Raw genomic sequence first — 17,401 nt, forward strand, 5'->3', positions numbered from 1 at the left:
TGGCTACCGATGTATTGTTGAACGCGAAATGTACAGCAAAGATCAACACGCCCTAATCAATATCGTGATCATCTAGTACTTCTACTAATAATTGATAGCCCTTCAGTGATAAAGATTTATTATTGTAGAACGCGCTATCTATAAAAAATCTCACAGAACCTTTCCCTGTATATCCGAGTTCTATTAATTTATTACTTAATAAATCAGGATAACTTTGTTTGATTTGTTCAGCAATTTCTAAAGGGGCAAGAAGGTTATGATTTTTGATTATATTTCTTACTTGGAGATACAATCCAAGCATCGATCCAAATCTCATTGCCATGTGTAATTTGCGTTAATTTAATTGTCGCTGCGTAATGCTTACCTAACATAGCTGCGGTTGAAAAGGAGAAGCACAGTTGAGGTTCTTCGAGAGAAGCTTCTAAATGGATCTCTTGCGAAGAGTAATCATTTTCATCGAAAATGACTTTCTCATGCGTGATTGATGGGCTTTTTTGGGATACTCCTTCCCCCCAACCTTTGGGGATATTTCCGTCGACTAAAAAGCTATATCCATTTTCAGCTAAATAATCAGAATCACTTCCATCGCTCATCGAACATCCCCATACTATTCATCAATACTGTAAACCTATACATTACTCCTCTTCATATGCATTTCAACACCCAAAGTCACATATCTACCATCACCCCCACTAACCATCCTAAAATCCTAAGTCGCTGGGTCGGTCTCTCTAGACTGGCCCTGTAATCTCTCTCTAACCCTTGCTTTACCTGACTTCTTCAGTAATTACTTTCCCTAAGTTTCGTTGACGGCGTCGTCGGTCCGGTCCTAGTCCGGTCTTTCGATTCAATTCTAGGGTAATTTAGTTTCTGATTTTGCCGTGACGGTGGCGGCGGTTAGATTCATTTCTCTAAGTTTTATCTTTTTCGTGACGGTGTTGACGGTGGTGACAACCTCGACGATGCTGACGGTAGATGTGATTCTAACTAGGTTTCTCTCTGGTTCTAGCCGTGGGGTTCTGGTGCTCTGTTGGTATCGGATTCGCTCTGTAGTTGATTCTCGCGTTGGCATCCCCGATTCCAGTATGAATACCAGTCCTTGCTCTTTCGTCTGATTCTAGTGGCTAGAGTGCTGAGGCCATTACGTTGGTGTTCTTAGCTTACGATGGAAGCGACCAATTACCGTCCATGGCAATTGGTCTTGATTCAATCCTATCTGTTCCCGTAGTGGCTTCTCTGTTGTTCTGGAATCACTGATGGGTACTTCTCTGGCTCTTAGGTCTCTAACTCATCTATATATTATTAACTTGAGCTAAAGGGAACGGATGTTGGTTATATTATTGTTAGGGTAGTCGGTGAGTTTTTCTGGGGTGTTGAGTGGTATGTCATTGCTCAGGGTGTTGGGCGTACAGACTAGAGTGGGTGTTGTTCGCGAGTAACGAATGGGATTGGTAAATGTAAGTGTGGGGGAACAACGTGGAATCTTTCAGTGGAGCTAATGGAATCGTGCTTACAGGAAGTAATCGAAGACCGGATATGGAAAGGACTAGAAAAGATAAAGGCCCATGAATTTCTTCATGAGCCTTATCGGAATTTGGTGGCCCCTCCCAGATTTGAACTGGGGACCGAACGATTATGAGTCGTGCGCTCTAACCACTGAGCTAAGGGGCCGTAGGGCATAGATTATAGGGGAAGCGTTCAATGGTGTCTAGACACTATAAGGGGCAATTCCGCTTACATCTTAGCCACTTAAATCACACAGATAAAAAAAAGGTGAGCCAACGCTCACCTTTTCTTATTTATGCTTAAAAGCTAACCACACTTGAGTGTGCGATTACTCGTCTAGGAAGCTACGCAGAGTTTCTGAGCGGCTTGGGTGACGAAGTTTACGCAGTGCTTTTGCTTCGATCTGACGGATACGTTCACGAGTTACGTCGAACTGCTTGCCCACTTCTTCAAGAGTGTGGTCAGTGTTCATGTCGATACCGAAACGCATACGCAGTACTTTAGCTTCACGAGGTGTTAGGCCTGCAAGAACGTCTTTAGTTGCACCGCGTAGGCTGGTTGCCGTTGCAGAGTCTAGAGGTAGTTCTAGCGTTGTATCCTCGATGAAATCACCTAGGTGCGAATCTTCGTCGTCACCGATTGGTGTCTCCATTGAGATTGGCTCTTTAGCGATTTTCAGTACTTTACGGATCTTGTCTTCAGGCATTTGCATGCGTTCAGCCAGTTCTTCCGGAAGTGGTTCACGACCCATCTCTTGTAGCATTTGACGAGAGATACGGTTTAGTTTGTTGATCGTTTCGATCATGTGAACCGGAATACGGATAGTACGAGCTTGGTCGGCAATCGAACGAGTGATTGCTTGACGGATCCACCAAGTAGCGTAAGTAGAGAACTTGTAACCACGACGGTATTCAAACTTATCTACCGCTTTCATCAGACCGATGTTACCTTCTTGGATTAGATCCAGGAATTGTAGACCACGGTTTGTGTACTTCTTAGCAATCGAGATTACTAGACGTAAGTTCGCTTCAACCATCTCTTTCTTCGCACGACGAGCTTTCGCTTCACCGATAGACATGCGACGGCTGATATCTTTGATGCTTTGAACAGTAAGAGACGTTTCACGTTCGATCATATCCAGCTTTTGGATAGAGCGACGGATGTCGTGCTCGTTACGTTTAATCTTTTCTGCGTATGGCTTGTCTGAAGCAAGAACTTCATCCAACCATGCTTCGCTAGATTCGTTGCCAGTAAATAGAGCAATGAAAGATTTCTTCGGCATTTTGCCGTACTCAACCGTTTGACGCATGATTAGGCGTTCTTGAGTACGTACACGATCCATAGAGTTACGCAGTTCGTTTACTAGGAAATCAAACTGTTTTGGTGTTAGACGGAACTCTTTGAATACGTCTTGCATCATTGTTGTTGCAAGCATTGCTTTCGGGCTTTCATGGCCGTACTCGTTGATCGCTAGCTGACGGTTCTGGTAGCTAGTACGAAGCGCTGTGAACTTCTCAAGAGCAAGCTCAGGATCGATACCTGTATCTTCTTCTTCCTCTTCCTCGTCGTCTTCAGCGTCTTCTTTGTCTTCGTCTTCCAGATCAGTTTCAGCAAGTTCTGAACCGATGTGAGTCGCCGTTGGCGCAGCTGTGCCATCGTCGTCAGGGTCAACAAAGCCATTGATTAGGTCTGTTAAGCGAATCTCTTCTGCTTGTACGCGGTCAAACTGTTCCAAGATGTATGGAATAGTGCCTGGGTACTCAGCAACCGATAGTTGAACTGTATTGATACCATCTTCAATACGTTTCGCAATGTCGATTTCGCCTTCACGAGTCAGTAGTTCAACCGTACCCATTTCACGCATGTACATACGAACTGGGTCAGTAGTACGGCCAATCTCGCTTTCTACGCTTGAAAGCGCAGCAGCTGCAGCTTCGGCTGCATCTTCATCTATATTGGCATCGTCATCATTAAGTGCTAGATCATCAGCATCAGGTGCAGTTTCAACTACCTTGATACCCATGTCGTTGATCATTTGAATGATGTCTTCTACCTGTTCAGAATCCACGATTTCTGCAGGTAGGTGGTCGTTTACTTCGGCGTAGGTCAGATAGCCTTGTTCCTTGCCTTTAATAACAAGTAATTTAAGCTGTGACTGCGGATTTTGATCCATAGATGATATCCAACTTCAGGTCTGGTGAAGGACGTTGCATTCTCAAATGCAAACCAATTATGTTAACAAATTTATTAAATGCTGACTAATCAAACAGGGTTACGCTTTTAGATCTAGCATTAAAGCTAGTAGCTCCCTTTTTTCTTCGGCTGATAAACCGACGCTTCTTGCTTTGGCCTGCAGGTTTTCAATTTGTTTTTCAACGCACTGGGCAAGTATGTTGTCCAATGAGTCTAAAAATATGTCTTCTTGATTGTCTTCGTCGAGGGGGATTTCCCAGCTCGCGAGACGAGACAGAAGAGCCTCATGTTTATTGTGTCGCCAATGCTCTAATAATTGGCCTGTGTTGATATGGGGATGCGCGTGGCATTTATCAAGTACTTCGACGAATAAACTTAGCCCAGGCAACTGTAAGCCTTTGACACTTGATAAATCCGGTACCATATCAGCATAGCTCGGATTTTGGATAAGCAAAGCGATAACTTCACGCATTGGAGTGCGCTTCAGCTCTTTATGCGGTTGAGGTGTCGGGTTCTGTGTATGAACACGCGCACGTCGCAATTGGTTATCAAATCCAGTTCGCTCATCGAGCAGTTTTTCGAGCAATTCTTGGAAGTAACTGTCAGGAATTTTGTTAATCAAGGCGCTGGCGTGTGCACGCAGTGCTGATTTCCCTTCGGTTGTTCCCAAGTTCAACTTGTGTATTTCAATTAGGTTATCGAACAAATAGGTCGAAAGCGGCGTCGCATTGTGGACCAGTTGTTCGAAAGCGGCTTTGCCGTGCTCTCGAATATAGCTGTCTGGGTCTTCACCGTCGGGCAAGAATAGAAACTTGAGTGTGTTACCGGTTTTCAGGTACTCAAGGGCATTTTCTAGTGCGCGCCACGCGGCTTCTTTACCTGCTCGGTCACCATCGTAACAACAAACCACTGTGCTGGTTTGGCGGAACAGCATTTGAACGTGGTCACCGGTTGTCGATGTGCCCAGTGATGCTACTGAGTAATCAACACCATATTGCGCTAATGCCACGACATCCATGTAACCTTCAACCACAAGTATTTGCGGCGGTTCACGGTAGGCTTGCAGCACTTCATAAAGGCCGTAAAGCTCTTTACCTTTATGGAAGATAGGCGTTTCTGGTGAGTTGAGATATTTTGGAGTACCGTCTTCTAATACACGACCACCAAAACCAATCACACGGCCACGACGATCGCGAATCGGGAACATTACGCGTCCACGGAATCGGTCGTATCGGTTACCTTTATCGTTCTCAATTAACATGCCGCCAGTTACGAGCATGTCTTGGGCTTCTTTCTGTTGGCCAAAGTTCTTACGAACTAAGTCCCACTCATCGGCCACATAACCAATGCCAAACTTCTGGACGATCTCGCCCGAAAGGCCACGATTCTTTAGGTAATCAATCGCAGGTTTGTTGGCTGATATTTTCAGTTGAGAGCGGTAAAAATTACTGATGCCGCCCATCAAATCGTAGAGGTTACGTTTTTGTTCGCTGTTGGCTCTTGGTGCTGTTGATATCTCGCCGCTGCGCTGTTCTCTAGGAACGTCGAGGCCTAAGAAAGAGGCTAGCTCTTCAATAGCTTCAACAAAATCGAGGCGTTCGAACTCCATAATGAAGTCGATAGCATTACCGTGTACGCCACAACCAAAGCAGTGATAAAACTGTTTTTCTTGGCTTACGCTAAAAGAAGGGGTCTTTTCGTTGTGGAATGGGCAACAAGCACCATAGTTTTTGCCTTTTTTCTTAAGTTTCACGCGTGCGTCCACAATGTCGACAATGTCGAGACGCGCTAGGAGATCATCGATGAAACTACGCGGGATGTGTCCTGCCATAAAACCTTAGAAAAATGCACTAACTGAGAGTGTGGATAATAATAGTTTGAATAGGTTACAGATACAAACAAGCCGTGCGTTCCGAAGGATTGCACGGCTTGTTGCAATTTGATTTGGGATTAAGCGAGTTTAGAACGAACTAAACCACTAACTTTCCCCATATCTGCACGCCCTTGAATTTGTGGTTTCAAGATAGCCATTACTTTACCCATGTCTTGCATGCCCGCTGGTTGAGCTTCGGCGATTGCGCTATCAAGTAGTGCAATAACTTCTTCATCAGTTAGCGGTTGAGGCATAAAGCCTTCAAGTACCGTAATTTCTGCTTTTTCCACGTCAGCAAGATCTTGACGATTTGCTGATTCATATTGAGCAACAGAATCGCGACGTTGCTTAACCATTTTAACTAATACAGCAAGAATGTCGTCGTCGTTCAGAGTGATCCGTTCGTCAACTTCACGTTGCTTAATTGCTGAAAGAGCTAAGCGGATAGTGCCAAGGCGCGGTTTGTCCTTGGCTTTCATCGCTAATTTTTGCTCTTCTTTGAGTTGTTCAATAAGAGCCATAACTCAGTCCTTATGGATTAAGTTATTAGTACAGGCGAACGCGACGTGCGTTTTCGCGAGCTAGCTTCTTAGCGTGACGCTTTTGAGCTGCTGCTTTAGCGCGTTTGCGAACTGTAGTTGGCTTTTCGTAATGCTCGCGACGGCGAACTTCAGAAAGGATACCTGCTTTTTCACAAGAGCGCTTGAAACGACGTAGTGCAACGTCGAACGGTTCGTTTTCACGTACTTTAACTATTGGCATATGCCTTTCACCTCAGGGGTTATTCATTATCGCTGGCCACTCAGTACCAAATCAGAGAAGTTACCCATCGAGCTAACTCTCTATTCGCGTTTGGCCATTAACCAGCTTGATCAAAAATGGTGCGGAATTTTAATCCGATCACAGTGGCTTTGTAAAGCACTTTGTCGATTATAGTCTGTACAATATTTGTTTGAAGAGCTTAGGCAGGGTAATATTGCGCTAATTTCCCATTTTAGACGAAAGCGTGCCGAGAAAATTATGCGCATTATTGGTATTGAAACCTCTTGTGATGAAACAGGAATCGCGATTTATGATGATGAGCAAGGGCTGCTTTCTCATCAATTATATAGCCAAGTAAAGCTGCACGCCGATTACGGTGGTGTGGTACCTGAGCTAGCTTCACGTGACCACGTGAAAAAAACAATTCCTCTTATTAAAGCGGCATTAGCAGAAGCGAACCTAACGTCGAAAGACATTGATGGTGTGGCTTACACGGCTGGCCCTGGTTTAGTGGGTGCACTGCTGGTTGGTGCAACGATTGGTCGCAGTATTGCTTATGCGTGGGGAGTGCCTGCAGTGCCTGTTCACCATATGGAAGGTCACCTTCTTGCGCCAATGCTAGAAGATAACCCACCACCATTCCCATTTGTGGCTCTGCTGGTTTCTGGCGGCCATACCATGATGGTAGAAGTGAAAGGTATTGGTGAATACCGAATCCTTGGTGAATCGATTGATGATGCAGCGGGTGAAGCGTTTGATAAAACCGCGAAACTGATGGGCTTAGATTACCCTGGTGGTCCACTGTTATCTCGTTTGGCGGAAAAAGGCACTCCGGGTCGTTTTAAGTTCCCGCGTCCAATGACCGATCGTCCGGGTTTAGATATGAGCTTTTCTGGTCTGAAGACGTTCGCAGCGAATACCATTCGTGATAACGATAATGATGACCAAACTCGTGCTGATATTGCTTACGCGTTTCAAGAAGCCGTTTGTGCAACCTTAGTAATCAAGTGCAAGCGTGCCTTGGTTGAAACGGGCATGAAACGTATAGTTATTGCTGGCGGTGTAAGTGCCAACAAACAACTGCGCGTTGAGCTTGAGGCGCTTGCTAAGAAAGTCGGTGGTGAGGTGTACTACCCACGCACTGAGTTCTGTACAGATAACGGTGCGATGATCGCTTATGCGGGCATGCAGCGCCTAAAGAATGGCGAAACGGCTGATTTGTCTGTTCATGCCACACCGCGTTGGCCTATTGACCAGCTAGAGCCAATTGCGTAATTGACTATAGTGTTTCGATAAACGGTCGCCTTGTGCGGCCGTTTTTATATCCTAGCTTACCGACTGTATGTCGATAAATAATTGCTGATAGAGATTAGGGAAGAAAATGAACAAGTTCACAGTAGACAATCAATCGATGGCGTACCTAGATGAAGGTCAAGGCCCTGTTGTTGTACTCGGCCACAGCTACCTTTGGGATAGTGCAATGTGGAAGCCGCAGATCGAAGCGTTAAAAACTCAGTATCGCTGTATTGTTCCAGAGCTTTGGTCTCATGGTGAATCTCAAGCTGCACCCGCTTCGATGCGTAACTTGAAAGATTACGCTCAGCACGTTTTGGCTCTGCTTGATCATTTAGAGATCGAAGAATTCTCAGTGGTTGGCTTATCGGTTGGCGGTATGTGGGGAACAGAGTTAGCGGAACTTGCACCTGCACGTATTAAGTCTTTGGTTCTAATGGATACTTTTGTGGGTTTAGAACCAGAGGTTGCTCACGCTAAGTACTTCAGCATGTTAGATACCATCACTCAAACCAAGACGGTTCCTCAGCCAATTGTTGAAGCGGTTGTTCCACTGTTCTTCGCTAATGATGCTCAAACCAACACGCCAACTTTAGTGGAAGGGTTTACTCAGCAGTTATCAGCTCTTGAGGGTGACAACGCTGAAGAAGTGGCACGAATTGGTCGAATGGTGTTTGGACGTCGTGACATGATTGAATCGGTAGAGAACTTTGCTCTGCCTGTTTTGATTGCTGTAGGACAAGAAGATAAACCACGTCCGGTACTTGAGTCATACCTAATGCACGATTGCATTACGGGCAGTGAATTAGTGGTGATTCCTGGCGCTGGTCATATTAGCTCGTTAGAGCAACCAGAGTTTGTGAACACAATGCTGAAGACGTTTTTAGATAAACATCTGCTGTAAGTTCTTAAATACTGAATAGTGTTGTTCGACTTATACTTACGTCGGTTTAAACGCATCTCGGTTTAAAAATAGTTCGGCTTAGACGTGACAGTTTAAGCCGATTTTTTTTGTCCGAGTTTTGGTTCGCTGCCATCGAGTAGGCGGCGGATATTCTGATGGTGACGCAACACGATCAAACAACACAACATGGCTACAGGCAGTGTGTATTGAGGTTTGACTAACCAAGCGTAGAAAGGGGCAAGTAGCACAGTAACCAGTGCCGCTAAAGAAGAGTAACGAAACAAAAACGCGACCACTAACCAAGTCGCCATGATCATTCCGGTTAGATCGAATCCTATTGGGGCGATAGCGCCAAGTGCGGTTGCCACGCCTTTACCACCTTTGAAGTGGAAGAAGATCGGATACATATGGCCAAGACACGCCGCAATTGCCACAACCCCAAGAATGATTGGGTCGATCTTGAGGTAGTAGCCAAGCCAGACAGGGATAGTGCCTTTCAGCATGTCACACAAAAGGACGGCAGCTGCTGCGCCTTTACCGCCAACACGCAGGACATTGGTTGCTCCTGGGTTGTTAGAACCTACTGTTCGAGGATCTGGGAGCCTCAAAACTCGGCATATCAAGACCGCACTAGAGATTGAACCTAGTAAGTAGGCAGCAATGATCATGATAAGTGCCAATGGGGTCATGTCTGTCCTTTAACGGTTATACGCCTAACGATGGGAAAATAATGCTCAATCCAAGAGTAATTGATATCATATCTCGAATTACGCAAATAATACGTTTTTTTCCCCAATTTGGGTATCCGACCTCTAAAAGGACAAGTCATGGCACTGGATAAAGTTTTCATTGAGCAGCTAGAAGTAATTACAACGATCGGTGTTTACGATTGGGAGCAAGAGATCAAACAGAAACTGGTGCTTGATATTGAAATGGCTCATGACAACCGCCCAGCAGGCAAGAGTGATGATGTGGTTGATGCTTTGGATTATTCGAAAGTGAGCACTGCAGTACTTGAGCACATTGCAAATGGCCGTTTTCTACTCGTAGAACGTGTTGCTGAAGAAGTCGCAGAGCTTATTATGACTCAGTTCTCTGTGCCGTGGATTAAAATCCGATTGGCTAAACCTGGCGCAGTGCCACAAGCAAAAGCCGTTGGTGTGATCATCGAACGAGGTCAAGCATGACAGTAGCCTATGTTGGTGTTGGCACGAACATAGACCGCGACAAGCATGCAAGGGTGGCATGGACAGAGCTTCAATCGTTAGGGACTAACCTTAAATGCTCTAAAATCTATCACTGTGAGCCCGTCGGTTTTAATAGCCATCCGTTTTATAACTTTGTGATAGAGCTCGACACGTCACTCTCATTGACTGAATTTTCACAGCAGCTGCGTAAAATTGAGTTTAAATGGGGTCGCTCTCAAGATGCGCACAAACTACAAGATCGAAAACTCGATCTTGATATTGTGCTGTTTGGAGAGGAGGTTTCTGAGTGTGAACCAGAATTACCACGCAGTGATATCTACAAATATCCTTTTGTAACACAGCCGCTTTATGATCTTTGTCCTGCGCGAGTGATCCCGCAAGACGGAAGAACCGTCAGTGAAATATGGCAGAAGATGCAGCAATTAGACTCGCTCTCTGTCGTAGATATAAAACTATAATTTTTAAGGTAAGTAATGAGTTATTTTGAAGCGTTTATATTGGCGTTGGTGCAAGGCTTTACAGAGTTTTTACCTATTTCCAGTTCTGCACACCTAATCCTTCCTTCAGCTGTTTTAGGCTGGGAAGATCAAGGTTTGGCTTTTGATGTCGCTGTCCACGTTGGTACTTTGGCAGCTGTTGTTATCTATTTCCGTAAAGAAGTGGTCTCTCTGTTGAGCGCATTCTTTGGTTCAGTGTTTAAAGGTGATCGTAGTAAAGAAGCGAAGTTAGCGTGGATGATCATTCTCGCGACGATTCCTGCGTGTATCTTTGGCTTGTTGATGAAAGATATTGTTGAGCTTTACTTACGCAGTGCGTGGGTGATCGCGACGACAACGATTATCTTTGGTCTATTGCTATGGTGGGTGGACAAGAACTCAAGCCTGCGCGATGACGAATACCAAGCGGGTTGGAAAAAGGCGCTGTTTATTGGTCTTGCTCAAGCAATGGCGATCATTCCGGGCACGTCTCGTTCTGGCGCAACCATTACCGCGGCGCTTTACCTTGGTTTCACACGTGAAGCGGCGGCTCGATTCTCTTTCTTGATGTCTATCCCAATCATCACTCTGGCTGGTGGTTATTTAGGTCTTAAGTTGGTGACAAGCGGTGATCCAATCCATGTTGGCACTTTGCTAACGGGCGTGGCGGTGTCTTTCATCAGTGCTTACATCTGTATCCACTTCTTCTTGAAGCTTATCTCTCGTATGGGCATGACACCGTTCGTTATCTACCGCCTGATTCTAGGTTGTGGTCTGTTTGCTTTCTTAATGATGCAGTAACAGACACAGGCAACGGTCTCGCTGTAAGAATTGAAACAAAAGGCCCGCTTAACTGCGGGCTTTTTATACGTTTTAGGTAGAGCGGCGACGATTAACTGCTAGCGAGTTCTGATAGGGCGTTTTCAATTGCGATGGCTCTGCGTTTCTCTTGTTCTTCTCGAATATCTTTGCCTTTAAAACCATCGGTAATGATCGCTTTTACTTCGACTTGAAGCGCCGCTTGGTAGGCGACTTCAAAGCGCGCTTTTTGAGGATAAGGCTGATCTTCTAATCCTTTTCGGCCTGCGTGGTCGGCCTGGCAGCAAAGTAGTATATCGTCGAACCTATCTGGCTTACGCCAAACATCGAACTTGTTGAGAACCTTGAGAAAGGTGGTTGGTTTGAGCTCGCCTGCGCGGTGGATATTAGAATGTTGCTCGCACACTAACAACGCAAGGTCTCTGAACTCATTGGGCACTCTCACTCGCTCACACAGTTTCTTGATTATCTTAACACCTGTGTGGCAGTGCATTTTATGGCTTGGCCATTCAGCTTGTGGTGTGACGCCTTTACCTAAGTCATGCACTTGAGCTGCAAAGCGTACCGGTAGCGATGGGCTTAATAGTGCGGCTTGCTGAGCAACCATCAGAGTGTGAATACCCGTGTCGATTTCAGGGTGCCATTTTTCAGGTTGAGGGACGCCAAATAGAGCGTCAATCTCAGGTAATACGACTGCCAATGCACCACACTCTTTCAATACAGAGAGGAACACTTCAGGGTGCGGTGTACTAAGAGACTTATGCCACTCTTGCCAAACTCGCTCTGCAGTAAGGTGTGCCAGTTCACCAGATTGGACGATCTCACTCATCATATCCATGGTTTCAGGTGCAACCGTGAAGTTAAGATGGTGAAGCTTGGCGGCGAAGCGAGCCACACGCAGTACACGAAGAGGGTCTTCAACAAAAGCGTCTGAAACGTGTCTTAAGATACGATCCGAGAGATCTTTCTGGCCATGATAAGGATCGTGAAGTTGGCCTTTATCATCTTGAGCTATAGCGTTGATGGTCAGATCTCGACGCATCAGGTCTTCTTCCAAACTCACGTCTGGCGCGAAGTAACATTCGAAGCCTGTGTAACCAGAGCCTGATTTTCTCTCAGTGCGAGCCAGTGCGTGCTCTTCTTTGGTTTTTGGGTGCAAGAATACCGGGAAATCTTTTCCCACAGCAGTAAAGCCAAGGTTTTCCATCTCTTGAGGGGTACTCCCTACCACGACCCAATCTCTATCATAACTATCAATATTGAGCAGCTTATCGCGCACTGCTCCACCGACTAGATAGCGTTGTAGCCCGTTGTCTTTTGGTAGGCTATCGTAAATTTGCAACTTATCACCTCGAAATGTTTTATCACTGCTGGACTTTACTGCAAGCAATGGTACTTTCCATTAATCGTAATTATAGGGCAGCACATGTATAAGGAATATTTTGGCTTCGTTGAGATGCCATTTTCGATTGTACCAAATTCTCGCTACTTGTTTTTGAGTCAGCGCCATCAAGAAGCGATGCAGAACCTACAAGCCGGTTTAGGCGAGGGTGGGGGCTTTGCGATGCTTACTGGTGAGGTTGGTACAGGGAAAACAACGGTCGCTAAGGCGATGTTGTCTTCATTGGATAGTCATACTCAGGCTGGCCTTATACTTAACCCTACGTTTTCAAATACGGATTTACTAGAAGCTATCTGCGATGAGTTTGAGGTCGAGTACCCAGAACAAGCATCGTTGAAACAGCTCAGTCAGGCTATTCATTATTTTCTACTTGATAGCCATGCCGAAGGCATTCAAACCCTATTGGTGATCGATGAAGCCCAACACCTCGCTGCCGATGTGTTGGAGCAGTTACGCCTTCTAACAAACTTGGAAACCGACAATCGTAAGCTGTTAAAAGTACTGTTGGTCGGCCAGCCGGAATTACAACAGCACTTACAAACCACGCAGCTACGTCAGCTAGCACAGCGCATTACTGGTCGTTATCACTTACTGCCTCTTAATACCGAAGAAACGGGCAAGTACATCGCGTTTCGTTTGGAGACGGCGGGTGGCGAGCAGATGTTGTTTTCGAACCGTTCTATCAAGCTGATTGCTCAATATACGCATGGTATTCCAAGGCTCATTAACTTGGTGTGTGATAAAGCACTGCAGTTGGCTTTTCATGACGGTGAGCAGCTACCGAGCAATGAAACGGTTAACCGAGCGTGTCAGCAGGTTATGTCCTTTCAGGCCGATGTGTATCACGTCGAGAAAGCTCTAACTTCTCGTGTCGCGCCTAAGTTATTCCAATACGCAGGGATTGCGACGTTAAGCGTTGGTCTTGCAATAGCGACCTTTAACTTCGCTCCAAGCTATATCAATGCTTGGTTGCCTACGGATGCATCAAATGGAGCAAAGACGGAAGTGTTAGCACGTACTCAGCGTTCTTTGGTATCAGATGTTCCTAAGTTGGTTGCTGAGCCAAAACCTGCCAAGTTTGAATTGCCACAACACATTCAACAACATTTGATGCAGGGGACCAATCGTTCTCTCGCTATCAAAGACTTGTATACGCTGTGGGGATATCAATCTTCACTGCGTGATGGATTGTGCTTAAGTGAGCCACAAAGTGTTTTTGTGTGTGAGCAGCAGCAGGCCAGTTTGGATACCTTGTTAGAACTTGGTGTTCCTGTGGTACTTAATCTCGACATAGACCAAAAACCAGTGTTTGCTGTGCTGTATGGCGTGTCTAAGGATTCTGTCGAGTTGCTGGTTAATGAAAAGCTGTTGGTGATGCCGAAGCAATCCTTAGAGCAAATCTGGCAAGGCGATTACGTCGCTATTTGGAAGCAGCCGCTGCGAGAGACCCTTAAAGAGGGCTATCAAGGTGAAGCGGTTGCTTTGCTTGATCTACTGCTTTCTGAAGTATTAGGAGAGGTTGTTTCCGGTAGTGATGTATTTGATTATGAGTTAAAAATGAAAATCGAAGCATTTCAAACGTGGCAAGGTATGTCTGTTGATGGCATTGCAGGTAAGCGCACCTTAGCAAGATTGCAGAGATTAGCTCAACTCGATTCGCCTAAGCTGATGTCACTAGAAGGGGGCGAAAGCTAATGTCACGTATTATGCACGAACTTAAACAGCCGTCTCACAAGCCATCTTCTATTAATCAGCACTCTCTTAGCAAACCAAGCTTCAAAGGCTACCAGAATCATCATGTTCCTAATTCTGCAAAAGGGATGAGCAACAAGCGAGGTTCATCGTTAGCGATGGGGCTACTCTTAATCTTGGTTCCTTCTTTGTTGGTGGGTGGCGTCTTGGCTTATCAATCGTATATCCAACAACAAGAAGCCGTGAACCAAGCTGCCAATGTCGCTCTGCCAGAATTTAAAACTGAATCAGACATTGAGCCTGAAATTGCGGATGCTGATATAGCAAGCATGGATGCCGTGTCTGAGGAAGAAGATGCCTTGTTCACCGTTCGCCCTGCACCGGCGAGCCAACCGTTGAAAGCATTGCCACGCCAAGAGATGTATGCACAGATTGATTCTGGCGCTAATCGTGCAAACACCGCTGGTGGCTCAGCAGTGATCTTCGCTAATGCTGATAACAACACTCAAATGACAGCCAGTTCTGAATCGTCATCCGTTCAGCCAGGCGCGAGTGATGAAACGACTGCTCTGCAATCAAGCACTGATCAGCAATCAAATAGTGACTTACAATCGGACAGTGATCTGCTGCAAGGGCTAGACCTCAGTGAGTTGCCACCTGATTTGGCATTGAAGCTTGAATCCATTATGGGGGAGCAACAAAGCGCTCCTGAGCCGATGGATTCTAGACCCTCAGGGCAAAGGGGTTCTCAGGTCATTGAGTTGGAAACGCACACCAATAGCTTATCAGGCGTCCTTCCTAAGTTAGACCTACAAACCCATATGTACTCGAGCAGCGAAACCAAACGTTGGGTAAAAGTGAACGGCCAAGAAGTGGCGCAAGGAGATTGGATTGGACAAGACATTCAATTGCTGGAGATTAAGCCACAATCGGTGATCATAGAGTTCAATCAGCAGAAGATAGAAATCCCAGCTCTGTACGAGTGGAAAGGCTAGCGAGCTCTAAAGGTATCTAGATAACAGACAAATAAAAAGGAGCACCTCGGTGCTCCTTTTTGATCTTCGATACTGAATTTACTGTACCTAATACAAGCGTTACGTCTACGCCCAACCGTTTGGTGATTTTCTGCGACGAGGCATGATGTGTGGCAGAACAAGGCCTAGAAGTAGACCAATACCCGCAACACCACCACCGTACATGAAGTACTTCAATAGTAGGTCGTCTTTTTGAGTGTCTAGCTTAGCGCGCAGTTCACGGTTCTCTGTTTGAGAACTCGTTAGCTGTTGGCTAATTTCACTGTAGTTCTGTTCTAGTTCAGCAATCTGCTTGTTACGAGAATCTAGAGAGCTTGCTAGGCCAGCTTTTTCGCTGTCAGCACTCTGACGAGCATTCGCTAGCTTGCCTTTAACTTCCGTCAGCTCTTTCTCTAGCTTAGGCATACGCAGTGCCATGCTTTCTTGAGTGCTTACAAACTTGCTTTCAACCCAACCTTTACGGCCACGGTTGTCTTGAATTTGGGTGTAACCCGTACTCTTGTTAGTTTGTAGGAATGTAATCTTTTCACCAGCATCAACACTACCGATGATACGGAATGTGTTGTTTGGGCCAGAATGCATATAAGTAAATAGTTTGTCAGCAATATAACGGTCTTGTGCAAAGGCAGCTGGAGCCGCAAGCATTGCGAACAAAACTAAGCTAATCAGTTTTTTCACAGTAAATCCCTTAACGATTCAAATTGGGTAGGCGTATGAGTCAGCCTCAATCAGCAAATAATATTTAGTTTCTTTATGCGGTGCAACAAAGAAGGGAGGCAAAGCCTCCCTTTCTGTGCGTTTGAGTCAATAATGACATGGCATTTACATATCGTTACTGAAGCTCACACTGTTCTGACGCTAGTATTCACTAACGCAGTCGCGATTACATAGTAAACGCAGCTTGAATTCCGTAGAAGAACACAACAGCAAGTAGAGCACCTGCAGGTAGTGTCACAATCCAAGAAGCCACGATATTACGTACAACGCCTAAGTTTAGTGCTGCGATACCACGAGCAAAACCAACACCTAAAACAGCACCAACGAGTGTTTGTGTAGTAGAGATTGGAAGGCCAGTACCTGAAGCTAGTACAACCGTACATGCAGTTGCAAGTTGTGCAGCAAAGCCACGGCTTGGTGTTAGTTCTGTAATACCAGTACCAACGGTTGCCATTACTTTATGACCCATTGTTGCAAGACCAACAACGATACCGAATCCACCTAGAGGAAGAATCCACCATGCGATAGTACTCTTACCTGTGATTTCACCCATGTGCTCAACGGTTGATACAACAGCAGACAGTGGACCAATCGCGTTCGCAACGTCGTTTGAACCGTGTGCAAATGCCATCGCACAAGCTGTGATAACCATGAGTACAGAGAAGATGCCTTCAACACCTGCAAAGCCGTGGTCTTCTTCGCGGTTAGCGAATTTCTTCTGGATGTATAGGTAACCGCCGATCATTACAAGCGCAGAAACGCCAGCAGCCCAAACCCATGCTTCAGTGTTGCTTAGGTGAAGACCAACGTGCTTAAGGCCTTTCTTGATGGTTACAAGTGCAATTACCATTGTTGTAATGAACATGTATACCGGTACAAAGCGTTTCGCGTTAAATAGCGGGTTCTCTGTATCAAAAATCAGTCGTTGAGCACTTACAAATATGACGTAAGCGAAGAAGCCGGAAATAACGGGTGTGATAATCCAACTACCCACAATACCTTGAACACTGTTCCAGTCTACAGCTTCAGTACCTACAGAAATACACGCAAAACCGATGATTGCACCGATGATTGAGTGAGTCGTAGAAACCGGCCAGCCCATGTAAGAAGCGAGAAGTAGCCATGTACCAGCAGCAAGAAGTGCTGACATCATGCCGTACACAAGTACATCTGGTTGATGAGCGAATAGAGACGTTTCGATAACACCTTTACGGATCGTGTCTGTTACTTCGCCGCCCGCAAGGTAAGCACCTGCGAATTCAAAGATCATTGCGATAATGATCGCTTGTTTAACGGTTAAAGCTTTAGAGCCTACTGAGGTGCCCATTGCGTTCGCAACGTCATTTGCACCAATACCAATAGCCATCAAGAAACCGAAAGCTGCTGCAACAATAATCAGGACAGTGCCGTAGTTAGCAAGGATATCCATCGTAATACCTAGTTGTTTGATAACAAGCGGAACAAATTTAGACGCAAAAAACCGCTCAGCGAGAGGAATACTCAGCGCATAAGTGGTTTGTTC

The 17,401-nt window shown here is 45.6% G+C and carries 16 protein-coding genes and 1 tRNA gene; 7 read left to right on the forward strand and 10 right to left on the reverse strand.

What is annotated here, in order from left to right; genetic code table 11:
- Positions 1-254: 254 nt before the first annotated feature.
- The 6 genes from AB6E51_RS07395 to rpsU form a co-directional block, all read right to left on the reverse strand.
- The gene (locus AB6E51_RS07395; RefSeq protein WP_372058888.1) at positions 255-593 is read right to left on the reverse strand and encodes a hypothetical protein; all 339 of its coding nucleotides are present in this window, start codon (positions 591-593) and stop codon (positions 255-257) included.
- A gap of 1,002 nt (positions 594-1,595) precedes the next feature.
- A tRNA-Ile gene (locus AB6E51_RS07400) sits at positions 1,596-1,671 on the reverse strand.
- Between the two features lie 163 nt (positions 1,672-1,834).
- Positions 1,835-3,679 (reverse strand): RNA polymerase sigma factor RpoD, encoded by a 1,845-nt coding sequence (gene rpoD / locus AB6E51_RS07405; protein ID WP_017069473.1) that lies wholly within the window; start codon positions 3,677-3,679, stop codon positions 1,835-1,837.
- A 99-nt stretch (positions 3,680-3,778) separates the two neighbouring features.
- Complete coding sequence (gene dnaG, locus AB6E51_RS07410) at positions 3,779-5,530, reverse strand: DNA primase (RefSeq protein ID WP_017069474.1); 1,752 nt, start codon at positions 5,528-5,530, stop codon at positions 3,779-3,781.
- 119 nt (positions 5,531-5,649) lie between these two features.
- On the reverse strand, positions 5,650-6,093 hold the full coding sequence (locus AB6E51_RS07415; protein WP_017069475.1) for a GatB/YqeY domain-containing protein: 444 nt from the start codon (positions 6,091-6,093) through the stop codon (positions 5,650-5,652).
- 25 nt (positions 6,094-6,118) lie between these two features.
- Complete coding sequence (gene rpsU, locus AB6E51_RS07420; RefSeq protein WP_004396009.1) at positions 6,119-6,334, reverse strand: 30S ribosomal protein S21; 216 nt, start codon at positions 6,332-6,334, stop codon at positions 6,119-6,121.
- 258 nt (positions 6,335-6,592) lie between these two features.
- Here rpsU and tsaD point away from each other — a divergent pair, with 258 nt between their 5' ends.
- A complete protein-coding gene (gene tsaD, locus AB6E51_RS07425; protein ID WP_017061410.1) occupies positions 6,593-7,609 on the forward strand; it encodes a tRNA (adenosine(37)-N6)-threonylcarbamoyltransferase complex transferase subunit TsaD in 1,017 nt (338 codons plus the stop codon).
- Between the two features lie 106 nt (positions 7,610-7,715).
- The gene (locus tag AB6E51_RS07430; RefSeq protein ID WP_017062922.1) at positions 7,716-8,531 is read left to right on the forward strand and encodes an alpha/beta fold hydrolase; all 816 of its coding nucleotides are present in this window, start codon (positions 7,716-7,718) and stop codon (positions 8,529-8,531) included.
- Between the two features lie 92 nt (positions 8,532-8,623).
- On the opposite strand, the gene plsY is transcribed toward AB6E51_RS07430, so the two are convergent.
- Positions 8,624-9,220, reverse strand: coding sequence for a glycerol-3-phosphate 1-O-acyltransferase PlsY (plsY, locus tag AB6E51_RS07435; RefSeq protein WP_009847793.1), 597 nt, complete (start codon positions 9,218-9,220; stop codon positions 8,624-8,626).
- 138 nt (positions 9,221-9,358) lie between these two features.
- Between plsY and folB the strand changes: the two genes are divergently transcribed.
- Genes folB through AB6E51_RS07450 form a run of 3 tightly spaced genes read left to right on the forward strand, consistent with a single transcriptional unit; the run spans position 9,359 to position 11,016 of the window.
- On the forward strand, positions 9,359-9,718 hold the full coding sequence (folB, locus tag AB6E51_RS07440) for a dihydroneopterin aldolase (RefSeq protein ID WP_017061412.1): 360 nt from the start codon (positions 9,359-9,361) through the stop codon (positions 9,716-9,718).
- Positions 9,715-10,197, forward strand: coding sequence for a 2-amino-4-hydroxy-6-hydroxymethyldihydropteridine diphosphokinase (folK, locus tag AB6E51_RS07445; RefSeq protein ID WP_017062921.1), 483 nt, complete (start codon positions 9,715-9,717; stop codon positions 10,195-10,197). The genes folB and folK overlap by 4 nt, the downstream gene beginning before the upstream one ends.
- A 15-nt stretch (positions 10,198-10,212) precedes the next feature.
- Complete coding sequence (locus tag AB6E51_RS07450; protein ID WP_010434624.1) at positions 10,213-11,016, forward strand: undecaprenyl-diphosphate phosphatase; 804 nt, start codon at positions 10,213-10,215, stop codon at positions 11,014-11,016.
- A gap of 91 nt (positions 11,017-11,107) precedes the next feature.
- Here AB6E51_RS07450 and AB6E51_RS07455 read toward each other — a convergent pair whose 3' ends face one another.
- Positions 11,108-12,424, reverse strand: coding sequence for a multifunctional CCA addition/repair protein (locus tag AB6E51_RS07455; protein ID WP_372057804.1), 1,317 nt, complete (start codon positions 12,422-12,424; stop codon positions 11,108-11,110).
- Between the two features lie 36 nt (positions 12,425-12,460).
- Between AB6E51_RS07455 and AB6E51_RS07460 the strand changes: the two genes are divergently transcribed.
- Both AB6E51_RS07460 and AB6E51_RS07465 read left to right on the forward strand, forming a co-directional pair.
- Complete coding sequence (locus AB6E51_RS07460) at positions 12,461-14,131, forward strand: ExeA family protein (protein WP_206360673.1); 1,671 nt, start codon at positions 12,461-12,463, stop codon at positions 14,129-14,131.
- Positions 14,131-15,123, forward strand: coding sequence for a general secretion pathway protein GspB (locus AB6E51_RS07465; protein ID WP_017061416.1), 993 nt, complete (start codon positions 14,131-14,133; stop codon positions 15,121-15,123). Before AB6E51_RS07460 ends, AB6E51_RS07465 begins: the two co-directional genes overlap by 1 nt.
- 105 nt (positions 15,124-15,228) lie before the next feature.
- Here AB6E51_RS07465 and AB6E51_RS07470 read toward each other — a convergent pair whose 3' ends face one another.
- Both AB6E51_RS07470 and AB6E51_RS07475 read right to left on the reverse strand, forming a co-directional pair.
- A complete protein-coding gene (locus AB6E51_RS07470; protein ID WP_017062917.1) occupies positions 15,229-15,840 on the reverse strand; it encodes a TIGR04211 family SH3 domain-containing protein in 612 nt (203 codons plus the stop codon).
- 205 nt (positions 15,841-16,045) lie between these two features.
- A complete protein-coding gene (locus tag AB6E51_RS07475; RefSeq protein WP_017061418.1) occupies positions 16,046-17,308 on the reverse strand; it encodes an inorganic phosphate transporter in 1,263 nt (420 codons plus the stop codon).
- Between the last annotated feature and the right edge of the window lie 93 nt (positions 17,309-17,401).

Source organism: Vibrio sp. 10N.247.311.47 (genome assembly GCF_041467535.1).
In the GTDB taxonomy this organism is placed as follows: domain Bacteria; phylum Pseudomonadota; class Gammaproteobacteria; order Enterobacterales; family Vibrionaceae; genus Vibrio; species Vibrio crassostreae_C.